Raw genomic sequence first — 19798 nt, 5'->3', positions numbered from 1 at the left:
ACGTCATTGATTGCGGCCAAACAAGAAAGGAACTGGATATGAACGCACACGATCTGATCAAAGAGGCAATTGCCGAGAAGGGCAAGTTCGACAGCGTCTACTGGATTGCTTGCGGTGGCTCCATGATTGATTTGATCCCGGCCCATGAGCTTCTGCAGCGCGAGGCAACCACCTTCACTTCGTATATCTATACGGCTCGCGAGTTCGATATCATGCGTCCGCGTCGTCTGGGCGAGAAGTCCCTGGTCATCGCTTGTAGCCACAGTGGCAACACCCCTGAGGTCGTCGAGGGCTGCGAGATTGCCCTTGCTGCCGGCGCTACGGTGATCGCCCAGACCGACAACGCTGGATCTAAGATCGACACCGGTAAATGGACCACGTGGGTCTACCCGTGGGGCGAGGGCGTGCCGCAGGCCGAGGTCCCCGCTGGCATTTCGCTGTCGCTTGCGGCAGAGCTGCTCGATCAGCAGGAGGGTTACGCCGATCTTGCCGATATGTATGCCGGTATCGCCGAGATGGATAAGATTCTTCCCCCGGCACGCGAGAAGGTAAATGCCGAGCTGGGCGATCGCTTTGCCAAGCTTTGCCAGGAGCACGAGTTCTTCTATATTCTGGGCAGCGGTCCCAACTTTAGCCAGACCTACGGTTTCGCTATCTGCTCTCTTATGGAGATGCAGTGGCAGCACTGCAGCTACATCCACTCTGCCGAGTACTTCCATGGCCCCTTCGAGGCTACTCAGGATGGCGTTTTTTACTTCCTGCAGATGGGCTCCAGCGAGTGCCGTGCTATGGACGAGCGCGCCCTGGCGTTCCTTAAGACGCATACCGATACGCTGATGGTGCTCGATGCCAAGGAGTACGGTATGGAAGCCGTGCCGGCGAGCGTCCGTGCCTATCTGGACCCGGTGCTGTTCTATGCCATGAACTGCGAGCTGCGTGCCGCACGCGGCAAGGTGTTTGATCACGATCCCGATTTCCGTCGCTATATGGGTGTTGTCGAGTACTAGAAGGAGCAAAGGCCATGGCATTTAACGTTAACGCGCTCGGATTTGGCGACAACGTCGTCGATCGCTACGAGCATATCCACACCATGTATCCCGGCGGCAATGCGGTGAACTTCGCCGTTTATGCCAAGAAATGCGGTGCCGCACGCTCTGCATACATGGGCATTTTTGGCAATGACGCCGCTGCCGAGCATGTCATTGCAAGCCTCGAGGATGAGGGTATCGAGCTTGACAAGTGCGAGCAGATGATTGGCGAGAACGGGGCGGCTCGCGTGACCGTCGTTGACGGTGACCGTGTCTTCCTTGGCTCCAACGAGGGCGGTATCCGTGGCGATGTGCGCTATGTCCTTGATCGCTTTGACCTTGCGTACATGAAGCAGTTCGATGTGGTTCATTCGGGCAACTACTGCTTTACCGAGCGCGAGCTGCCCAAGTTGAAGGCTGCGGGCGTCACGGTCTCTTTTGACTTTTCGGACGACTCCACCGACGAGTACTACGAGCAGATTGCGCCCTACGTCGATTTCGCTTTCTTTAGTGCGGCGGATGCCGCGAGTGAGGACGAGATTCGCGAGCGTCTGGCATGGGTGAAGGGCCTGGGTCCGCGTTTTGTGTCGGCTACGGCGGGCGCCGAGGGCTGCATTGCTTACGACGGCGAGCGTTATTACCGCCAGCTGGCTAAACCGGTAACGGACATGAAGGACACCATGGGGGCGGGCGACTCGTTCCTCACCTCGTTTTTGATGTGCTATCTCGATTCCGCCAAGCGTGGTGAGGATGGCGCCGAGGCCATCGAGCGCGCGCTCGACTTTGCTGCCGGGTTTGCCTCGACCGTGTGCGGCATGGAAGGTTCTTGGGGCCACGGAGCGCCAATCGTCGAATAGCTTAAGAAAGCGTACGGCGGTCTGGCTATGAGGTCTTGGACAGCCGATGCAAAACAATAAGCAAAACGCGAAAAGGGGGCTCGCCATGTGGTGGGTCCCCTTTTGAACATTGGAGAAGACCATGGGTATTAAAGCGTGCGCGGCTGGTTTTTGCTGCGCGGACGTCTATCAGAACATCGGCGTGTTCTATCCGACTGGTAACGGCATTGACTGGGGTATCCATCTTGCACGAATGGGCGTTTCGGTATCCGCCGTGTCGGTTGTCGGCAAGGACGAGTACGGAGACAAGATGAGAGAGGCGCTGGCCGCTGAGGGGTTCGATATCTCACATCTGCGGGTGGAGGATGGCGACACCTCGGTGATGCTCATGGCATTGAAAGACGGCGTCGATCGCGTGCATCTCGAGGCAATCGATGGCGTAATGGAGACATATCGTCCGAATGAAGATGACCGGGCGTTTATCCTAGAGCATGACATCATTCATACCGACCTGTTTGGCAATTGTTTGGACCTCCTGCCCGAATGGCATGATGCGGGCAGGACGGTGGTTATGGACTTCTCGGTGTTCAGCCAGGATCCCGAATATGCATGCGAGGCTCATTTTCCTTACGTAGACTATGCGTTCATGTCGTTTGAAGAGGACACTCCGGAGCTGCGAGACTGGGTACGCCACGTGCAGGAATTGGGACCGCGCGTTGCGGTTGCCACGCTTGGCGAGAAGGGAAGCATTGCCTATGACGGTGAGCGCTTCTATGAGTGCGGGATCGTACCGGCGGAGAAGGTCGTTAATACCGTGGGTGCCGGCGACTCGTATATTGCCGGGTTTACCAAGGGCGTGATCGATGGCCTTGATATTCCGGCGTGTATGAAAGCGGGCGCTGAGCTGTCGTCCCGAGTGATTGGTTCGTTTGAGCCGTACTAGGGTCAAATGCCTGGAAAGGAGTACGAAATGGTTATCGACATGTTGGTCCATCCTATGCTCTACGGCGAGATCTGTAAGCCGGGTGATGAGCCTGATGGATTCGGCTTTTGGTCACGAGAATTTGGTATGGGGCATATGGGCCCCATGGATTGGGATGAGCTTCAAGTCGAGATGGACGTCTGCGATGTGCAGAAGAGCGTGCTCATGCCGCTCGATGTAACCACGGCATGCGGAGGACACTTTGGCACCAACGACCAGATTGCCATGCTGGTTGCCGCGCATCCCGATCGTCTGTGGGGATTTGCGAGCGTAGACCCGCAGGTGAGCGGTGCCGCAGACGAATTGGAGCGCGCCTTTACCGAGTTGGGGGCAAAGGGGCTTTGCCTGCATCCTGCAAAGCAGGGTTTTGCCCCCGATGATGCTGTGGCCGAGCCGCTTTACGAGCTGTGCGAGCGCTATAACAAGCCGGTGGTTTTCCATGCCGGTATGTCTTGGGAGCCTGGCGCAGAGCTCTCGCGCAGTAACCCGCTTGCATTTGAGCACACAATCGCAACGCATCCAAATGTGCGCTTTAGTTTGACTCACTTTGGCTGGCCCTGGGTGCGCGAGACCGTGGCGATGCTGCTCAAGTATCCCAACTGCTACACGGACACCTCTATCACTTACATCGATTCGCCCGAGGAGATGATGCAGCGTCTTTTCACGGTCGATATGGGGCCGCTGTGGTATGAGCGTGCGCTATCGCATCAAGTGATGTTCGCCAGCAATACGCCGCGCTTCCGTGCGTTCAAACTCAAGCGGGCGCTCGATACCGTGTCCATGCGCGATGATGCGCGAGAAAGGCTCTACTGGGGTAATGCCCTGCGTTTTCTTGAAGGGGATGAGTGAACATGGTGACGCTCGAGACATTGAGCTATCTATCGACTGCTCCGGACCAGTTCATCGATATTACCGAAGACGTGCACGCTGCCATCGAACGCAGCTCGGTGACGAATGGCTTGGCAGCGATTATTTTGTCGCATACGACCTGTGGAATCGTGGTAAACGAGGGGCTGCCCTGCGTGGAGACGGATCTTATGGAGACGCTTGATCGCATCGCCCCACTCGATGCTCCCTATGCGCATGCACACTTCCTGCCGAGCTATGGAGCCACCGGCAACAACTCCTGTGGGCATATCAAGAGCATGATTTGTGGAAACAGTTGCTTCTTTCCCGTCCAAGATGGCCACATCGTGTGCGGAGGTGCCCAGAACATCTATCTTGCGGAGTTTGACGGTCCGCAGAAGCGAAAAGTGTACGTCGAGGTGCTGGGGGAATAACGTTCCTGCAATAATGAGCTGCACCCCAAAACTTGGACGGCTTAAATAAGAACTACGCCGCAAGGGACTGGCTCCGGAACTCCTCCGGGGTCAGTCCCTTCAGTTTAGTCTGCGTCCTCTGCCAGGTGATCCGTTGTATTATCCGGGCGGAAGCGTGTCGCAAGTCGTGGAAGCCGCCAAGCGCAGTTCACGCGCTGCATTTTTTGCGGTGCCTGGGCCGGTGATCTCGGGCTGATTGACCGAGATTTCACTCACACCATGCGTCGCAAGACGGCGCTGCGCCTGGACGACCTCAAGCTTTTTCACTTCATCACGAGCGAGGGGGGGGGGGAGGTTTATCTCGACGACCGCACGACTGCGGACATTGCCGATTCACTTCTCTTTAATTGTCTTCCAGATGCGATGGTCATCGGCAGTTCGGCTGCCGGTCGTGGTGCTTCGGGCGAGCTTGCCGATGAGGTCCGCGAGCGTCGCAGCGTGCGGCTGAGGCGACGGGGCTCGCGGCAGGGACACCTGTCTTAGTGGGAACGGGCGACTCTGGTGCCGAGGCCATTTCGACGGGTGTATTCCGTCCCGGCGATATGATGATTCAGTTGGGGAGTACGGCGTATTTCATCTACCTAGCCGATCATATGATCGATGATGCCCGCCTGTGGCCGGGGACGTTTATCATTCCCGGAACTTACGGGATCTGCGCGGGGACCAATACGGCGGGTGCACTCACATCGTGGCTGCGCCAAGAGCTGTATCGCGACGCCGTAGAGGCCGAGGACCACGGTGGCCCCGATGCATATTCGGTTATGGCGCATGATGCCGCCGATGTGGCGCCGGGTGCCGATGGGCTCCTGTGTCTGCCGTACTTTGCGGGGGAGCGTACTCCGCTCAACGATCCCGAGGCGCGTGGCGTCTTCTTTGGCCTGACCGGAAGGCATACGCGAGCCCATATGGTTCGCGCCGCCTTGGAAGGCGTCGCGTATACCGTTGCATCCCATGTCGACATTATCGAGCGAGAGCATGGACTGCCAATTGGGCGCATTATGCTTGTCGGAGGTGGAACCAAGAATCCAGTTTGGATGCAGGCTATCGCCGACGTATGCGGGCGCGAGGTCTCGGTTGCCAAGGTTACGGTGGGTGCATGCTTCGGTGATGCCATCATGGCAGCTCTCGCAGGTGGCGCCTATGCATCATGGGATGAGCTCGCCCAAGTCCTTGGCGTTGCGCAAACAATCGTGCCCGATATGGCTGCCCACGAGTTATATGCGTCGCGCCGTCATATCTTTGACGAATTGTATGCACGCAACCGTGATCTCATGCACGAATTGGTGTAATGCTGCCGAATTGTACTGCCTACCAATAGGGACTGCGTTGTGCGATTCGCATGCCCCTTGGCATTTTTGCCCACAGGGGTTAGCGAAGGTCAAAAACAGAGTGCGCATTTGCTAAAACTACCGACTCGATGCGCTTTGCGTCACAGTTTTTGAGTGAGGCAATGCGCATCGAGGTCCTTGCGAGCGATCTGATGAGCGACTGCGCGCTTGTTTCTGTGTTTGGCTCGGCCGGCGCATCGGTCTCGAGCAGCAGGCGGTCGAGTGGAATCTGTCGTGCGTATTCGCGACCGCGCTTGGTCGCGAGCATGCGTTCGTTGACGGAAAAATAGCAGCCCGCATTACGCGCGCGGGCGAGTTCGTCCGAAGTGCCGCTAAACCAGTGGAAGATGATAGCGGGGGAGTCGGGGTTTGGGATGAGTAGCCCATGCGATTCGAGGACGTCCAGTACGGCTCCTGCTGAACGAACGGCGTGAATTGATATCACGCGACCTGCAAGAGGATGCTGCACGAGGGCATTGCAGAGCCGGTCAAATGCCTGTATTTGTAGCGGTTCGCTTCCGGCAAAGCGCGCGGAAAAGTCGAGTCCTACCTCGCCGATATAGCGCTCTTGGTCAGCAACTTCGCAAAGCAGATTGACTTCGGCAGGACCGCAACGGCCGTCGGCGAGCCACCAGGGATGGAGGCCAGCGCCCGCGATAATGTTTGGGTAGCGGCTGGCCCGCTTTTTTGCTGCCGCGAAGTCGCGTGGGTCGACCCCGCAGTCAAAGAGCCCCAGATCCAACGCCGCCGACTCACTGGCTGCAGCATCGGGGCTGAGCATCAAATCAAGGTGACAATGCGTGTCAAAGAATCGCGGTTCCATCGCAGGGCATCCTGCTAGTCCAGGCGCTGGCCATCGGAGCGTACGCGCTCAGTGCCGCGCCCGCTGATCTGGCGGATAACCTCGCCGGCAATCATCTGGCCCATGATGGGCGGCATAAAGCTGGCGGTGCCCAACTCGGTGCGCTCGTGGATATTGGAAGGGTCGCGGGGCTGTGTCTTAACCGATTCCTCGCAGCTAAACAGTACATGTAGGCTCTTGATGCCGCGCTTCTTGCATTCTTTGCGCATGATGCGGCTCATGGGGTCACGTACCGTATCGAAAATGTCGGCAAAGCGGAGGCACTCGGGATGGAGCTTGTTGGCCCCGCCCATGGAGCTAACCAAACGAATGCCGTGGTCCTGAGCATATTTGGCAATGGTGAGCTTGGCCGAGATGGTGTCGATGGCGTCGACGACGTAGTCGAGCTTGCCGTCTGTTTGCTCCAAAACGCTCGCGAAGAACTCGTCGATGTTGTCGCTCAGCAGGTATTCGGTGCGCTTGATAACGGTGGCGGCGGGATTGATATCGCGAATCATGGCTTCCATAACATCGACCTTGCGTTTGCCGACGGTGCTGTGAAAGGCGATAGCCTGGCGATTGATATTGCTGGGCGCGACGATGTCCTTGTCCAGAATGACGAAATGACCGATGCCGCCGCGGGCAAGTGCCTCGCAGCAGTTAGATCCCACGCCTCCGCAGCCGAGCACCAGCACCGTGGCATCAGCGAGCTTATCGAGTGCCTCGCGGCCCATGATGATCTCGAGCTTGGTGTCGCGTGTCTCGTTGGGAGTTGCGGCTGTGGTTTCAGTCATAGACATCCTCCGATGGGGAAGTGAATCGTGTTCTAGCTATCGCCATTATAGGTAATCGCCCATAGGCTGCGATGGCGTTTGCTTTGATGTGGTTTGAAGCATTGCGGTTAGATAGTTAGACAAACATCTAAATATCGAGTATAGTGTGCGCGTCGAACGAAATGATGAGAGGAGGTCTTATGCCGGGAGAGGGTTTTAAGGCGCTGGCCGATCCTACACGGCGTCACATTTTGGAACTGCTGCGCGAGGGCAATCGCACGGCCGGGGAGCTTGCCGAGCATTTTGACATCAGCAAGCCGTCGTTGAGCCATCACTTGGCGACGCTCAAAAACGCCGGGTTGGTGACCGACGAGCGCCATGGCCAAAACATCGTATACAGCTTAAATACCACCGTCATGCAGGATTTGATTGGTTGGTTTATGGGCTTTACAAACACGGAAGGTGATAAGGATGAATAACGAAAACAAGGGCATTCACGCCACGGGGGTATCGCGGCGTGTGTGGATTGCGCTGATCGCTCTGTGCGTCGCCAATGTCGTAGCGCACCTCATGGTGATGCCGAGCTTGCCTGGGCAGATTCCCACGCACTGGGGCGCGAACGGCGCCGTCGACGGTTGGGGTCCCAGCTGGATGGCCTCCGCGCTCGGCGTGCTGCCTCTGGTGCTTCTCGCAATGTTCTGCGTGGTGCCGCGCATCGATCCCAAAGGTGAGGCATATCGAACCTCGGGCAAGTTCTATCAGGGCTTCGTAATCGCCTTCACCTTGTTCATGTGCGCCGTAAGCTGGTTGGGTGAGCTTACGGTCTGGGGCGTGGTGCCGGCGGTCGGTTCGGTCAACGTGCTGATTTCCGGTGCTATCGGTTTGCTGTTCATCGGCGTAGGCAACTACTTGCCGCGTGTGAAGCAGAACTATACGCTCGGTATCAAGACGCCTTGGGCGCTTGCCGATCCCGAGAACTGGCGCCGTACGCAGCGCTTTGGCGGTGCCTGCTTTATGGTGCTGGGTGTTGGCCTGATTGCGATGGGCGTGGCAGGTGCGGTGCTTTCGAGTGAAGTCGTCGCCGCGGTGATTGCGGTTCTGGCGTTTGGTTCGGTCGGAGCCGTCTACGTCTACTCGTATCTGCTGTGGCGCAAATCTCAGCGGGCTGTTCGTTAAGGTTGCGGAAAACTAGCGTACGCAGTTCATAGTGTGTCCCGGGGGACTTTTCCCAGGTAGTATTAGGGGGTGTGGGCAACCATGCCCCTTTTTCGCTAAGTTTCAGAGCCGGTTTCCTCATTTCGTTTCCACTAAAGCGAAACAAGAATATGGAAACAGCAGGTAGAAAGGATAAAACAGACAAATGGCGGAGTTTATCTACCAGATGTATCAGGCTCGCAAGGCCCATGGCGACAAGGTAATCCTTGACGACGTGACCCTGAGCTTCTACCCCGGTGCCAAGATCGGCGTCGTGGGCCCCAACGGTATGGGCAAGTCGACCCTGCTCAAGATCATGGCCGGCATCGAGGAGGTCTCCAACGGCGATGCCAGGCTCACCCCCGGCTACACCGTGGGTATCCTGCAGCAGGAGCCGCCGCTCGACGACGACAAGACCGTCATCGAGAACGTGCGCATGGCGTTTGGCGACATGATTGCCAAGGTCGATCGCTTCAACAAGATCGGCGAGGAGATGTGCGACCCGGACTGCGACATGGACGCCCTCATGGCCGAGATGGGCAAGCTCCAGGACGAGATCGACGCCGCTGACGGCTGGGATATCGATTCCAAGCTCGGCCAGGCCATGGACGCCCTGCAGCTGCCCGATTCCGACATGCCGGTTAACGTGCTTTCCGGCGGCGAGCGCCGCCGCGTGGCCCTGTGCAAGCTGCTGCTCGAGGCTCCCGACCTGCTGCTGCTCGACGAGCCCACGAACCACCTGGACGCCGAGTCGATCCTGTGGCTTGAGCATTTCCTGCACAACTACCAGGGCGCGGTGCTGGCCGTCACGCACGATCGCTACTTCCTGGATAACGTTGCCGAGTGGATCTGCGAGGTCGACCGCGGTCACCTTTATCCCTACAAGGGCAACTACTCCACGTATCTGGAGACCAAGGCCGCCCGTATCGAGGCGCAGGGCAACCGCGATGCCAAGCTTGCCAAGCGCATGGAGGCCGAGCTCGAGTGGGTACGCAGCTCGCCCAAAGCTCGCCAGGCAAAGAACAAGGCCCGTCTGGCTCGCTACGAGGAGATGGAGGCCGAGGCCCGCGCAAGCCAGAAGCTCGACTGGACCGACATCCGCATCCCTGTGGGCCCGCGTTTGGGCAACAAGGTGCTCGAGGCCCATCATCTGCACAAGGAGTTCGATGGCCGCGTGCTCATCGACGACCTTTCTTTCACCCTGCCGCGTAACGGCATCGTGGGCGTCATCGGCCCCAACGGTGTGGGCAAGACTACGCTCTTCAAGACCATCGTGGGCCTGGAGCCGCTGACTTCGGGCGAGCTCGAGGTGGGCGAGACCGTCAAGATCTCCTATGTCGATCAGAACCGTTCCGGCATCGACCCCGACAAGAACTTGTGGGAGGTCGTCTCGGACGGCCTGGACCACATGATGGTCGGCGAGACCGAGGTTCCGAGCCGTGCTTATGTGGCGAGCTTTGGCTTTAAGGGCCAGGACCAGCAGAAACGCGCTGGCGTACTCTCCGGTGGCGAGCGCAACCGTCTGAACCTGGCGCTTACGCTCAAGCAGGGCGGCAACCTGCTGCTCCTCGACGAGCCCACGAACGACCTCGATGTCGAGACGCTGTCCTCGCTCGAAGCGGCGCTGCTCGAGTTCCCGGGCTGCTCGGTGGTCATTAGCCACGACCGTATGTTCCTGGACCGCGTCGCCACGCACATTCTGGCGTGGGAGGGCACCGACGATAATCCGGGCAACTGGTATTGGTTCGAGGGCAACTTCGAGGCCTATCAAGCCAACCGCATCGAGCGCCTGGGCGAGGACGCAGCCCAGCCGCATCGTATTCACCGCAAGCTGACGCGTGACTAGTAGCAAGTAGAAAGGCCGCCAGCAAGGGCGGCCTTTCTTGTAGCAATTGCACTGCAGCTATGCCCTGGCTGCTGGTTTGATTCATAATCAAAGTCATCTCTTTGGGATTAAAGCCCGTTTTTGCTATGAGTGATTTTCTAATTCCGTTTAAAACGTAAAGACGTATTGGGTTACAAGGACATAAGCGAATCGAATTGAAATATAACCAGTGCTGTAACGTTACAAAAAAGGTTATAGAATAGGAGTATCTTATAAGTCGCTCCTCTAGAAAGAAGAACATATGCTTTCGCGTCGTCGTTTTCTGCAACTTGTCGCGTCTTCAATTGTCGCCTTAGCCGCACGTCCGAAAGAGGTTTTTGCTTCGACGGGCAATATTGATGGTGAGCAGATACAATTTACTTCTGAAATTGCGCAAGAGCTTGCCGATAAATATATAAAGGGACTCCTCGGCTCTTCGTATACGCCTTCTGACCCTATTCCTTTTGTAGACGTTGATGGGTCCCCGCTTGGTTACATTGTTCCGGTTGTGACATCCAATAGAGCCGCGGGCTATTTGGTTTTAGATGCTTCAGATGATGAAATACTTACGGGATATCGTTTTGGAGACGGCTTAGTCAGCCCTATGGATCGGGGAGGAGATCTTGGTGTCGAGCCTTATTCTTTCAATAACCCAGTCGTAATGATCAATCCATTCGAATTCGGCGTGCAATCTTTGGACGGTTCAATAACAACAAATTGCGGAAGAACAATCCCGGCTGTTTCCATAGAAGGACGGCCTGTCGTTTTATCGAATAAACCTTCAAGCTGGAACGATGTTGTAATTTACGCAACTCAAATGCAGGATTACACAGTATCTGGATTTCGTTCCATTTCTCAGTTTATGTCATATGATGAAAGCGAGATTAAGAGGCTTACCGCCCACTATGCTTGTATGGTGACAGCTTTTTCGAACGTTGCGGAACTGTATGGCATTGCCAATTTATATAGCGACCCTTCGCAATATATGCAGATATGGAATTACACCAATACCCATGCTCTTTCCGATGAAGAACAGACTGTTCCCGGTGTTGTTTTGGGCGGAACGCCGATTTCAACCTGTGCAACGGGGTTTACAAATTACTGCGCAAGCAGAGGGAGTAATCTTATCGCTCGCACTGTCTCCTCCCCGGCTATCGTGAACATTCAAAATGAGATTAACTCTAATAGACCGAATGTTTTACATGCGAGTTTGTACAACGGATCAGCCCATTCTGTAACAGCGGAGGCTTACGCCACACTTACTGGTAAGAAAACTGGAGAGACAAGGCAGATGATTGGCATAGCGGACGGCTGGAATTCATCCTTATCCTTCCTGAAGTATGATCAGAGTTATTATGCGTGGACTTATGGAACGACTTTTTCGAAGTAGGACGATTCGTTTAGTCCTGTCTTTGGTGTTGATGGCTTTATTGGTGAGCTGTTCAACAAAAGAAGAGATGCCGCGCGGAGATTCCGGAGAAATGTCTGTGACAAACTCAGATTCATTGGAAATAGCTGGTGGGCATGCCGATGTGATGTTGCAAGGTAAAGGCATGCTTAGGTCGATTGATGCTGAAGACGCTGTCTGCTCAATAGAGGAATTAAAGACAGGTGAAACTGCATCGTACCGTGTTTCAGATAATGCTGCGAATATGATTGAGTCGATACCGATTGGAGCACAAGTTTCTTTTAGGTATTTTGCTCCGCAACTTGAGGAGGAGCTTGCTTCTCTGGTGTCTATATGCGCCGATGACAACTAAAAGGCCTGAATTTAAACGGCCTCGGATGGTCAATTGGCTATCCGAGGCCGTTTTTTACTCGACCGGGGCGTTGACCTTGTCGATGGTCCAGGCGGCTCCGAGGCCGCCGGTGGTGTTGCGGCGGATGCGCACGGTGACTTCGTGGCGCTCGCCTGCCTGCGTGTAACGCAGGGGGAAGCTTGCGCGGTTTCGCGCGGCCTCGATGGTACCGCGCTCGCGGGCGATCCAGTAGTACTCGCCGACAATGCCGAGGGTATCGGCGCCGTAGGGGAGATAGGTCGACAGCTGGTGTAGCAATGGACCGGGGCAGAAGACCTCGGTTGCGAAATCGATGGGGAAGTCCTCGGGGATGGCGGGCGCTACGGGTGCGGGGGCCGGTACCATCGTCGGTGCGAAGGCCTGCTCATTGACGGGCGTCACCTCGATGACGGGCGCGGGTTCGGCGCCGAGTACTGATTCGGTGTCCGCTTTCGGCATCGCCGCGGAATCTGCGGGCTCGACGATGGCGGGTGCGTCTGCGGTCGCGGTGTCGAACTCGACTTGCGGAGCGCTCTGATTCTCGACGCTCGACTTTGCCTCGATGGGCGTGGAGGCCATGGTGGTGATGCCGGCGTTGGCGTTCTCGGGGTCATAGACGACCGTGAGCGAGATGGCAGGCTGCGGTGCCTCGGGCTCCGATGCCACCTCGGTAGCGTCCTGTTCTGCGGGCTCGCAAGGCTGATCGTCCTCGGCCTCGTCGCCAAAGACATCGCTGTTTTGGAACGCAGACGTCTCGGGCTGGTCGGCGGCTTCTTCGGTTGTCGACTTGGGAGCTTCGTTGAGCTCCGCAGTGGCTTCCTGCTCGGATATGACTTTGGGATCGGCCGTGGTGGCGATTTCGGTTTCGGCTTCTGCCGTTACCTCAATAGCGACTTCGATCTCGGGCTCGGGCTCGGGCACAGCTTCAACTACGGGCTCGGGACGCTTAACGTGCTTGGGACGCACGGCCTTGAGGTCCTTCTCACCGCGTTTTTTCTTTTTGTAGGACTGTTTAGCGCCCTTGGCTGCCTTGGGCTTGTCCTCGCCCTTGGCAAGGGCGGCATCCCAGGCATCGTTGGCGATGACGGTGGCATACAGGCGACCGCCCTTAAAGACGGTCAGCTTAATGCAGTCGTCGAGCTCCTCGAGCAGCTCGCGCGTGGACTCAAAGCCGAGGTCATAAGCGGCCATGTCACCAGCGGCGAGTGCCTCCTCGACCTGCGTCATAAACGTTTGCTTGCCGCATCCGATTGCATCGCGCAGCAGGCGATACAGATAGATGTGGTTGCCCAGCGAAAGCGTGGGCCTAACTATTGTCTTGCTCATGGCAAATCTCCTCTTTACACACCAAAGCATCTTACCATCGCACGGGGCGTGCCGCCTCGGCGCCCAAGGCAAACGGGCGCGAACCGCTTTCGATTCGCGCCCGTTGTACAGGTCGGTTATCTATGAGAGACAAATGTGCTTAGTTGCCCGATGCCGTGCCTTGGCTCGAGTTGTCAGATGCCGTGCCGGAAGCGGTTCCGCTCGAGCTGTTGGTGTTGCTACTGTCTGCTGCGCCCGTTCCCGACGTGGTGTCGCTCGTTTGGTCGCCCGTGTTCGGCTGTGAACCGTCAGTCGTTTGGCTTGAGTCGGTCGTGCCGGACGGCGTGCCACTGTTGGCCGTAGAGGAATCGGTGCCCTGCGATTGGTTTTGGGTGTTCGAGGACGAATCGGCAGAGGTAGAACTGTCTTGCGTGCCGTCCGCCTGTGCCTGCTGATCCTGCGACTGGGTGTTGCCATTTGCATCGCTCTCGGTCGTGCGCGACGAAAGGATTGGCTCGGGGCGCTCGCCCAGACCCTCACCGGCGGTGGTTATAAGGATGGCGCCGGCGCAGGCGATGACCGCGACGATGGCGATGGCGATCGAGAAGACGATGACCTTCTTTTGCGTCTGGCTGCGCTCTGCCGCCGCCTTGGCGCGCAGACTGTCGGGAGCGACGCGCGCCGTGGTCGCGCGCCCCGCAATCTGGCGCATCTCCTGCGTAGTCGCGGCGCCGCCCAGGTGCTCCTCGGCATCAAGCTCAACGGGTTCATAGGCGCCGGCAGGGTAGTCGTCGGCGGTGTGTGTACCTTTGAGGGCTTCGGCGCTGGCAGAGATAAAGTGGCGGTAGACCTGCGAAGACACAACGGTGATGACCGAGCTCACGGCGGCGCCGATTACCGATCCGGCGATACCGATCTTGGAGGCAAGCGCGACGCTCGTGGCGGCGGCTGCGGCGCCGGCAATGATCTGAGGAATGGAAATGTCGTCGAACAGGCCCTTTTTGGGCGCGATGGCCATGGTCTGTCCGATGGAGTGGTTCTCGTGCACGCCGTTGTTGAGCGATGCCGGCGTCATAACGCGCGTGCGCGGCGCGTCAGTGTACTTGGTTGTCATACGGGGTCCTCCCGGTGTAAATCTGCTTCGTTTCGTGTAGCCATCAGGGTACCCACCAGATGTGAATCGTGCGTGACGTTTAACAGATACCATCAACTCATCAAGGGGGGCTTGCTGTCTTTGGCGAAATAGCTTGATGCTAAACTGGACTTACGATTGCGAGGTGGTTTACGTGATGTACCCGTATATGACATTCGAAGACGGTACCGAGGTCATTCATTCTGACCTGATTACAGATGTCGATGTCGAAAAGGTTATCGTGCATTTTGAACGACCGACGGCAGAGGGCTTCGACTCCGCTCGTTGTGAGTTGCCTTCCTGTTCGTGGACTGACTGGGAAGGGCATTTTACTCAGAGTGAAAAACGAGCTTTCGAAGAGTGTTTGAGCAAATTATTTAGATTAGTTCGAATAAAGAAGCTGAATGCGATGACCTAAAGCGTATGCATTTTTAGTATTAGATGCGTATGAAATGGAGGATGTGAATGGATGAGCTAATAGACTTTAAAAAACGATTTCTCAAGAATGGCGAGCTGGTTTCAATTCCAAAAAAGGAAAGCTATAAAAGAATCATGCTGCTATGGGCCGTCTCTTTCTTTGAATTAAATACAAGTTATACGGAGCTTCAGGTTAATCGTGTGCTTTCACAGCTCTATCCTGATTATGCCGTGTTGAGGCGGTATTTGGTTGATTATGGATTCCTATTAAGGGATGAACGAGGCCTGAAATACGAGGTTAATCGTGATGTTCACGGTATTGAGAGCTAGCCGTCCGGTTCGGGTCCTATATATTGCTAGAGGGATAAGCGAAATAGGCAATTGGTGTGCGAATATTGCTTTGCCAATGCTGATTTACGAGGTAACTCACGATGTTTCTGCAACTGCTTTGATGGTCTGCTGCAGATTTGCCCCCTCTCTGTTTTCAGTTGCGCTCGCGCAGCTGCCTCAGAAGATGGGTATCGGGACACTGCAGGCCATGAGATTGGCAGACTTAATTCGCGCGGGATTATTCATTTGCTATATTTTTGTTGATAGTAAATGGAGTATGTTTGCTATTACGTGCGCGGTATCGCTTTGCCGAACGGTTGAAATGCCCTGCTTTTACTCGTTGTTAAGAGCCAATACGAATAGTATCAATCGCGACGTAATTAATAATTCGTTTGGGTTTCTGCAGAATTTGATGATGGTTCTGGGGCCAGTTGCCGGCGGTTTTGTTGTCGCTCAATTTGGGGCGGAGGCTGTTCTTGCATTAGACGCGCTATCTTTTGCCGCGTCGTTCTGGTTGCTGCGAGATGTTCCGTCGGTTATCGAGGTTAATGATAAAGAGGGGATAAGCAAAAATGAAAAATACAGGACTGAATTTAGTGATCTTAGCGCGAAGCACTTGGCAATTGGTTTCCTATTAATCGATATTTCTAGTGGCGTGGCATTCGGCTCTCTGAATTCTCTTTTGCCAGCTATAGCGCAATTGCAATTTGACTCGTCATCGATACAATACGGATTCCTTCAGAGCAGTCTTACAATCGGACTGTTGTTCGGAAATACAATATATGGTCGTTTAATCAGTGGTTCCGATTGCGTTAAATCATATTGTTTTGTGACGTATCTTGCGCTCGGTGCGTATCTGGCGTTTGGCTATCGCTATGCGTCTGGGATATCGTTTATTTTCCTTTTTATCGTCGGTGCCGGAAACGCCATTCAAGATGTGCTTCTCATAACATCGCTGCAGGATTTGGCGAGAGACGGATCTGAATCGATAGGCCTGTTTTCAATTAGGGAGTCTTTGCAATCGGTTGCTGTTGTTATTTCAACACTCCTTGTTTCGCTGTTCACGAGCATCGCGATGTTCTCAATTCTCGTTACAGGACTTGGTGTATTTTCAATTATGATGGTAGTTGTGTTTCAATTGAATTATTTGCGAAAGATGTGACGTTGATATGCAGATGTGACGTTGATATGCCTTAATTTTGAAATACATGCTCTTAGCACAGGTTGGCCTCTCAGTAAACTGGGAGGTTGCTTTGGCTAGTTAGAGATATGTGAACGTCCGTTAGACTGAATCTCAGGGTAGAAGGGGCCTCCAGTGTCCAGATCAACAAAGCAATGCTGCGTTTCGGCTAATAAGAACGATGGCTTTTTGCGTGTGGCGGCGGCGTCGCCGCGGATTCGCGTGGCCGATGTCGAGGGCAATGCCGAGGTTGCGCTGGCGGCCGTTCGCGAGGCTGCCGAGCGCGGCGTTCGTGCTCTGGTTTTGCCCGAGCTTAATCTGACTGGCTATACCGCGGCCGATCTGTTCCATAACCGCACATTACTGCATGCCTGCGAGACCGCACTGGCACATATTCTCGATGAAACCCGCGGGCTGCCGATTGTCTTTACCATCGGTCTTCCCGTTGCAGTTGCCGAGAGTATCTACAACTGCGCCGCCGTGTGCTGCGCGGGCGAGCTTTTGGGCCTCACGGCCAAAAAGTATCTGCCCAATTACGGTGAGTTTTATGAGCGCCGCTGGTTTGCTCCGGCGCCCGTAGATTCTGTGTGGGTCGAGTTTGCCGGTCAGGGTCCGGTTCCGCTGGGTTCGGGGCTTGTCTACCGCTGCTGTGATGAAGGTGCCGAGGATATGGTGCTGGGCGTTGAGGTCTGCGAGGACCTGTGGGTGCCGGCGCCCCCTTCGACCGAGATGGCGCTTGCCGGTGCGACGGTGATCCTCAATCCGTCGGCTTCGGACGAGATTATCGGTAAGGCGGATTACCGACGCAGCCTCATATCCAACCAGAGCGCGCGCCTGTACTGCGCCTATGCCTATGCGGACGCGAGTGAGGGCGAGTCCACGACCGATATGGTCTTTGCGGGCGAGAACCTCGTCTACGAAAACGGCTCCAAGCTCGCCGCGACCAAACTGCTTACCTGCGATATGGCCATCGCCGACGTTGACCTTGACCGCCTGGTTGCCGAGCGCCGTCGCTCGACGACGTGGGCGCGCGCGGACGATGCGCCGGAGGCCACGACCGTTGAGTTTTCGTTTGAGGGCGTGCTGGCCAAAGAGCCTGTTCTGCGCGATGCCTGCGATATCGACCGCGTTTTCCCTCGCGCGCCTTTTGTGCCGGCCGACCACGGCGACCTGGCCGAGCGCTGCGAGACCATCCTCGACCTGCAGACTGCCGGCCTCAAGACCCGCCTTGCCCATACGGGTACCAAGGCTGCAGTCATCGGTCTTTCGGGCGGCCTGGACTCCACGCTGGCACTGCTTGTAGCCGTGCGTGCCTTCGATGCACTGGGGCTGCCGCGCACGGGCATCACGGCAGTCTCCATGCCCGGCTTTGGCACGACGCACCGCACTAAGTCGAATGCCGAGTCGCTCGCCCGCGACTTGGGTGTGAGCTTCCGCGAGGTTTCGATCCACGCGGCTGTGGAGCAGCACTTCAAGGACATTGAGCACGATCCGGCCGTGCAGGACGTAACCTACGAGAACAGCCAGGCGCGCGAACGTACGCAGATTCTGATGGACCTGGCCAACCAGGCTGGCGGTTTTGTCATTGGCACGGGCGACCTGTCGGAGCTGGCGCTCGGCTGGGCTACCTATAACGGCGACCACATGAGCATGTACGCCGTCAACGCGAGCGTGCCCAAGACGCTTGTGCGCCATCTGGTGCGCTATGCCGCCGATGTCTTTGGCGGGCGCATTGCCGAGGTCTTGCTCGATATCCTCGATACGCCGGTGTCCCCCGAGCTTCTGCCGCCCACGGGCGACGGCGAGATTGCGCAGAAGACCGAGGATTTGGTGGGCCCATACGAGTTGCACGACTACTTCCTCTACTACCTGCTGCGTTTTGGCTTTGAGCCGGCCAAGATCTACCGCATGGCGCTCAAGAGCTTTGAGGGCGTCTACGATGTCAAGACCGTCCACACATGGCTACGTACGTTCTACCGTCGCTTCTTTGCCCAGCAGTTTAAGCGCAGCTGCCTGCCCGATGGTCCCAAGGTGGGTTCGGTGACGCTCAGCCCGCGCGGCGATTGGCGTATGCCGAGTGACGCAAGCTCACGTCTGTGGCTCGCGCAGATCGACGCCCTCAATCCAATTGACTAAGGTTGGCTAAATTGAACCAATACGGGGGTTGTAAGCGTTACACTTTTGAAATCTGATGGCCCGTATCGCGCGGCGCTCTTGTCGGAGCGCCGCGTTTTTTATATCGAAAGGTGGCACCATGCAGGCATCGCAGCGTCTCGACCGCTTTGGCGCGGAGGTCTTCGCCTCGCTCAACAATAAGCTTCTCGCGCTGAAGGCTCAGGGCAAGACCATTTACAACATGAGCGTGGGCACGCCCGACTTTAAGCCGTACGACCACGTGGTCGAGGCGCTCACGCAGGCAGCCCAAGATCCCGAGATGTGGAAGTATGCCCTGCGCGACCTGCCCGAACTCAAGCAAGCCGTGTGCGATTACTATGAGCGCCGCTTTGGCGTTTCGGGCATTACGCCGTCCATGGTGCAGTCGTGCAACGGCACACAGGAGGGCGTGGGCCATTTGGGCCTGGCCCTGCTCGATCCGGGTGACACCATTCTGGTTCCCGATCCGTGCTACCCGGTCTTTGAGGCAGGTGCCAAGATCGCCGATGCCAAGCTCGAGTACTATCCGTTGGTTGCCGAGCATAATTACCTGCCCTATGTGGCGGGTATCGATCCCGAGGTTGCCGACCGTGCCAAGTATATGATCGTGTCGCTGCCCGCGAACCCGGTCGGCTCGGTGGGCACGCCCGAGGTCTACGAGGAGATCATCGCTTTCGCCCGCGAGCACGATCTGCTCATCGTCCATGACAACGCGTACTCCGACATCGTGTTCGACGGCGAGCCGGGTGGCAGCTTCTTGCAGTATCCCGGCGCGCTCGAGGTGGGCGTGGAGTTCTTCTCGCTCTCCAAGTCGTTTAACGTCACCGGTGCGCGTATCGGCTTTTTGGTCGGCCGCGAGGACGTGGTCTCTGCCTTTGCCAAGCTGCGCGGCCAGATCGACTTTGGTATGTTCTTCCCGATCCAGAAGGCTGCTATCGCCTGCCTGAACGGTCCGCGCGATGAGGTCGAGGCGCAGCGTCTGAAGTACCAGGAACGCCGCGATGCCCTGTGCGACGGTCTTGAGGGCCTGGGCTGGGAGCGTCCCAACGCGCATGGCTCTATGTTTGTGTGGGCCAAGCTTCCCGGTGGTCGCACCGATTCCATGGCGTTTTGCGAGGAGCTTATGGAGAAGGCCGGCGTTGTGGTGACGCCGGGCGCGAGCTTTGGCCCTTCGGGCGAGGGGCACGTGCGTATGGCACTGGTCTTGCCGCCCGATCAGATCGCTTTGGCTGTCGAGGCCATTCGCGAGGCTGGCCTGTATTAGAAACCTATTTCGACCCGTCAATAGCTCGAAACCGATTTCGTGCAGTTATTTTACGAATTCTGCAAACAATTTC

General features: G+C 56.6%; 21 protein-coding genes. 16 read left to right on the top strand and 5 right to left on the bottom strand.

What is annotated here, in order from left to right:
* Nucleotides 1-38: 38 nt before the first annotated feature.
* The 5 genes from DW870_RS07560 to DW870_RS07540 all read left to right on the top strand — a co-directional run bounded on the left by DW870_RS07560 (nt 39) and on the right by DW870_RS07540 (nt 4126).
* Complete coding sequence (locus DW870_RS07560; protein WP_117800382.1) at nt 39-1007, top strand: SIS domain-containing protein; 969 nt, start codon at nt 39-41, stop codon at nt 1005-1007.
* A 14-nt stretch (nt 1008-1021) separates the two neighbouring features.
* Nucleotides 1022-1885 (top strand): PfkB family carbohydrate kinase, encoded by an 864-nt coding sequence (locus DW870_RS07555; protein ID WP_117840178.1) that lies wholly within the window; start codon nt 1022-1024, stop codon nt 1883-1885.
* Nucleotides 1886-2006: 121 nt separating this feature from the next.
* Nucleotides 2007-2807 (top strand): fructoselysine 6-kinase, encoded by an 801-nt coding sequence (gene frlD / locus DW870_RS07550; protein WP_117840179.1) that lies wholly within the window; start codon nt 2007-2009, stop codon nt 2805-2807.
* Between the two features lie 27 nt (nt 2808-2834).
* On the top strand, nt 2835-3695 hold the full coding sequence (locus tag DW870_RS07545) for an amidohydrolase family protein (RefSeq protein WP_231500796.1): 861 nt from the start codon (nt 2835-2837) through the stop codon (nt 3693-3695).
* Nucleotides 3696-3697: 2 nt separating this feature from the next.
* The gene (locus tag DW870_RS07540) at nt 3698-4126 is read left to right on the top strand and encodes a secondary thiamine-phosphate synthase enzyme YjbQ (protein ID WP_117735290.1); all 429 of its coding nucleotides are present in this window, start codon (nt 3698-3700) and stop codon (nt 4124-4126) included.
* A 52-nt stretch (nt 4127-4178) separates the two neighbouring features.
* On the opposite strand, the gene DW870_RS09610 is transcribed toward DW870_RS07540, so the two are convergent.
* Nucleotides 4179-4289: an IS3 family transposase gene (locus DW870_RS09610; RefSeq protein ID WP_368131375.1), complete on the bottom strand. Its 111-nt coding sequence runs from the start codon at nt 4287-4289 to the stop codon at nt 4179-4181.
* Between the two features lie 95 nt (nt 4290-4384).
* Here DW870_RS09610 and DW870_RS09505 point away from each other — a divergent pair, with 95 nt between their 5' ends.
* Nucleotides 4385-4648 carry a hypothetical protein gene (locus DW870_RS09505; protein ID WP_369831646.1) on the top strand — a complete coding sequence of 88 codons (264 nt, stop codon included), beginning with the start codon at nt 4385-4387 and terminating at the stop codon, nt 4646-4648.
* Entirely contained in the window at nt 4648-5454 is an 807-nt protein-coding gene (locus DW870_RS07530) for an FGGY-family carbohydrate kinase (protein ID WP_231500795.1), read from the top strand. Before DW870_RS09505 ends, DW870_RS07530 begins: the two co-directional genes overlap by 1 nt.
* A 79-nt stretch (nt 5455-5533) precedes the next feature.
* Here DW870_RS07530 and DW870_RS07525 read toward each other — a convergent pair whose 3' ends face one another.
* Both DW870_RS07525 and DW870_RS07520 read right to left on the bottom strand, forming a co-directional pair.
* Nucleotides 5534-6316 carry a TatD family hydrolase gene (locus DW870_RS07525; RefSeq protein WP_117840181.1) on the bottom strand — a complete coding sequence of 261 codons (783 nt, stop codon included), beginning with the start codon at nt 6314-6316 and terminating at the stop codon, nt 5534-5536.
* A 14-nt stretch (nt 6317-6330) separates the two neighbouring features.
* The gene (locus DW870_RS07520; protein ID WP_117840182.1) at nt 6331-7128 is read right to left on the bottom strand and encodes a ThiF family adenylyltransferase; all 798 of its coding nucleotides are present in this window, start codon (nt 7126-7128) and stop codon (nt 6331-6333) included.
* Between the two features lie 179 nt (nt 7129-7307).
* On the opposite strand from DW870_RS07520, the gene DW870_RS07515 reads away from it, so the two are divergent.
* The 5 genes from DW870_RS07515 (at nt 7308) to DW870_RS09275 (ending at nt 11925) form a co-directional block, all read left to right on the top strand.
* On the top strand, nt 7308-7586 hold the full coding sequence (locus DW870_RS07515) for an autorepressor SdpR family transcription factor (RefSeq protein ID WP_147332646.1): 279 nt from the start codon (nt 7308-7310) through the stop codon (nt 7584-7586).
* Nucleotides 7579-8283: an SdpI family protein gene (locus DW870_RS07510; protein WP_117840184.1), complete on the top strand. Its 705-nt coding sequence runs from the start codon at nt 7579-7581 to the stop codon at nt 8281-8283. Before DW870_RS07515 ends, DW870_RS07510 begins: the two co-directional genes overlap by 8 nt.
* 184 nt (nt 8284-8467) lie before the next feature.
* Nucleotides 8468-10147, top strand: coding sequence for an energy-dependent translational throttle protein EttA (ettA, locus tag DW870_RS07505; RefSeq protein WP_117840185.1), 1680 nt, complete (start codon nt 8468-8470; stop codon nt 10145-10147).
* Nucleotides 10148-10427: 280 nt separating this feature from the next.
* Complete coding sequence (locus DW870_RS09280; RefSeq protein WP_147332645.1) at nt 10428-11555, top strand: hypothetical protein; 1128 nt, start codon at nt 10428-10430, stop codon at nt 11553-11555.
* A 31-nt stretch (nt 11556-11586) separates the two neighbouring features.
* Nucleotides 11587-11925, top strand: coding sequence for a hypothetical protein (locus tag DW870_RS09275; protein WP_147335439.1), 339 nt, complete (start codon nt 11587-11589; stop codon nt 11923-11925).
* Between the two features lie 54 nt (nt 11926-11979).
* On the opposite strand, the gene DW870_RS07495 is transcribed toward DW870_RS09275, so the two are convergent.
* Together DW870_RS07495 and DW870_RS07490 are read right to left on the bottom strand one after the other, a co-directional pair.
* Entirely contained in the window at nt 11980-13269 is a 1290-nt protein-coding gene (locus tag DW870_RS07495; RefSeq protein WP_117840187.1) for a hypothetical protein, read from the bottom strand.
* Between the two features lie 139 nt (nt 13270-13408).
* Nucleotides 13409-14362: a hypothetical protein gene (locus DW870_RS07490; RefSeq protein ID WP_117840188.1), complete on the bottom strand. Its 954-nt coding sequence runs from the start codon at nt 14360-14362 to the stop codon at nt 13409-13411.
* A 483-nt stretch (nt 14363-14845) separates the two neighbouring features.
* Here DW870_RS07490 and DW870_RS07480 point away from each other — a divergent pair, with 483 nt between their 5' ends.
* From DW870_RS07480 to DW870_RS07465, 4 genes are all read left to right on the top strand, one after another.
* On the top strand, nt 14846-15127 hold the full coding sequence (locus DW870_RS07480; RefSeq protein WP_055251466.1) for a DUF2087 domain-containing protein: 282 nt from the start codon (nt 14846-14848) through the stop codon (nt 15125-15127).
* Entirely contained in the window at nt 15105-16289 is a 1185-nt protein-coding gene (locus DW870_RS07475; protein WP_117840189.1) for an MFS transporter, read from the top strand. The genes DW870_RS07480 and DW870_RS07475 overlap by 23 nt, the downstream gene beginning before the upstream one ends.
* A 153-nt stretch (nt 16290-16442) precedes the next feature.
* On the top strand, nt 16443-18443 hold the full coding sequence (locus DW870_RS07470) for an NAD(+) synthase (RefSeq protein WP_117840190.1): 2001 nt from the start codon (nt 16443-16445) through the stop codon (nt 18441-18443).
* A gap of 118 nt (nt 18444-18561) precedes the next feature.
* Nucleotides 18562-19725: a pyridoxal phosphate-dependent aminotransferase gene (locus tag DW870_RS07465; protein ID WP_006234344.1), complete on the top strand. Its 1164-nt coding sequence runs from the start codon at nt 18562-18564 to the stop codon at nt 19723-19725.
* The last annotated feature ends 73 nt before the right edge of the window (nt 19726-19798 follow it).

The sequence above is a fragment of the Collinsella sp. AM38-1BH genome (assembly GCF_003467545.1).
In the GTDB taxonomy this organism is placed as follows: domain Bacteria; phylum Actinomycetota; class Coriobacteriia; order Coriobacteriales; family Coriobacteriaceae; genus Collinsella.
This window is presented reverse-complemented; position numbering and strand designations above follow the sequence as displayed.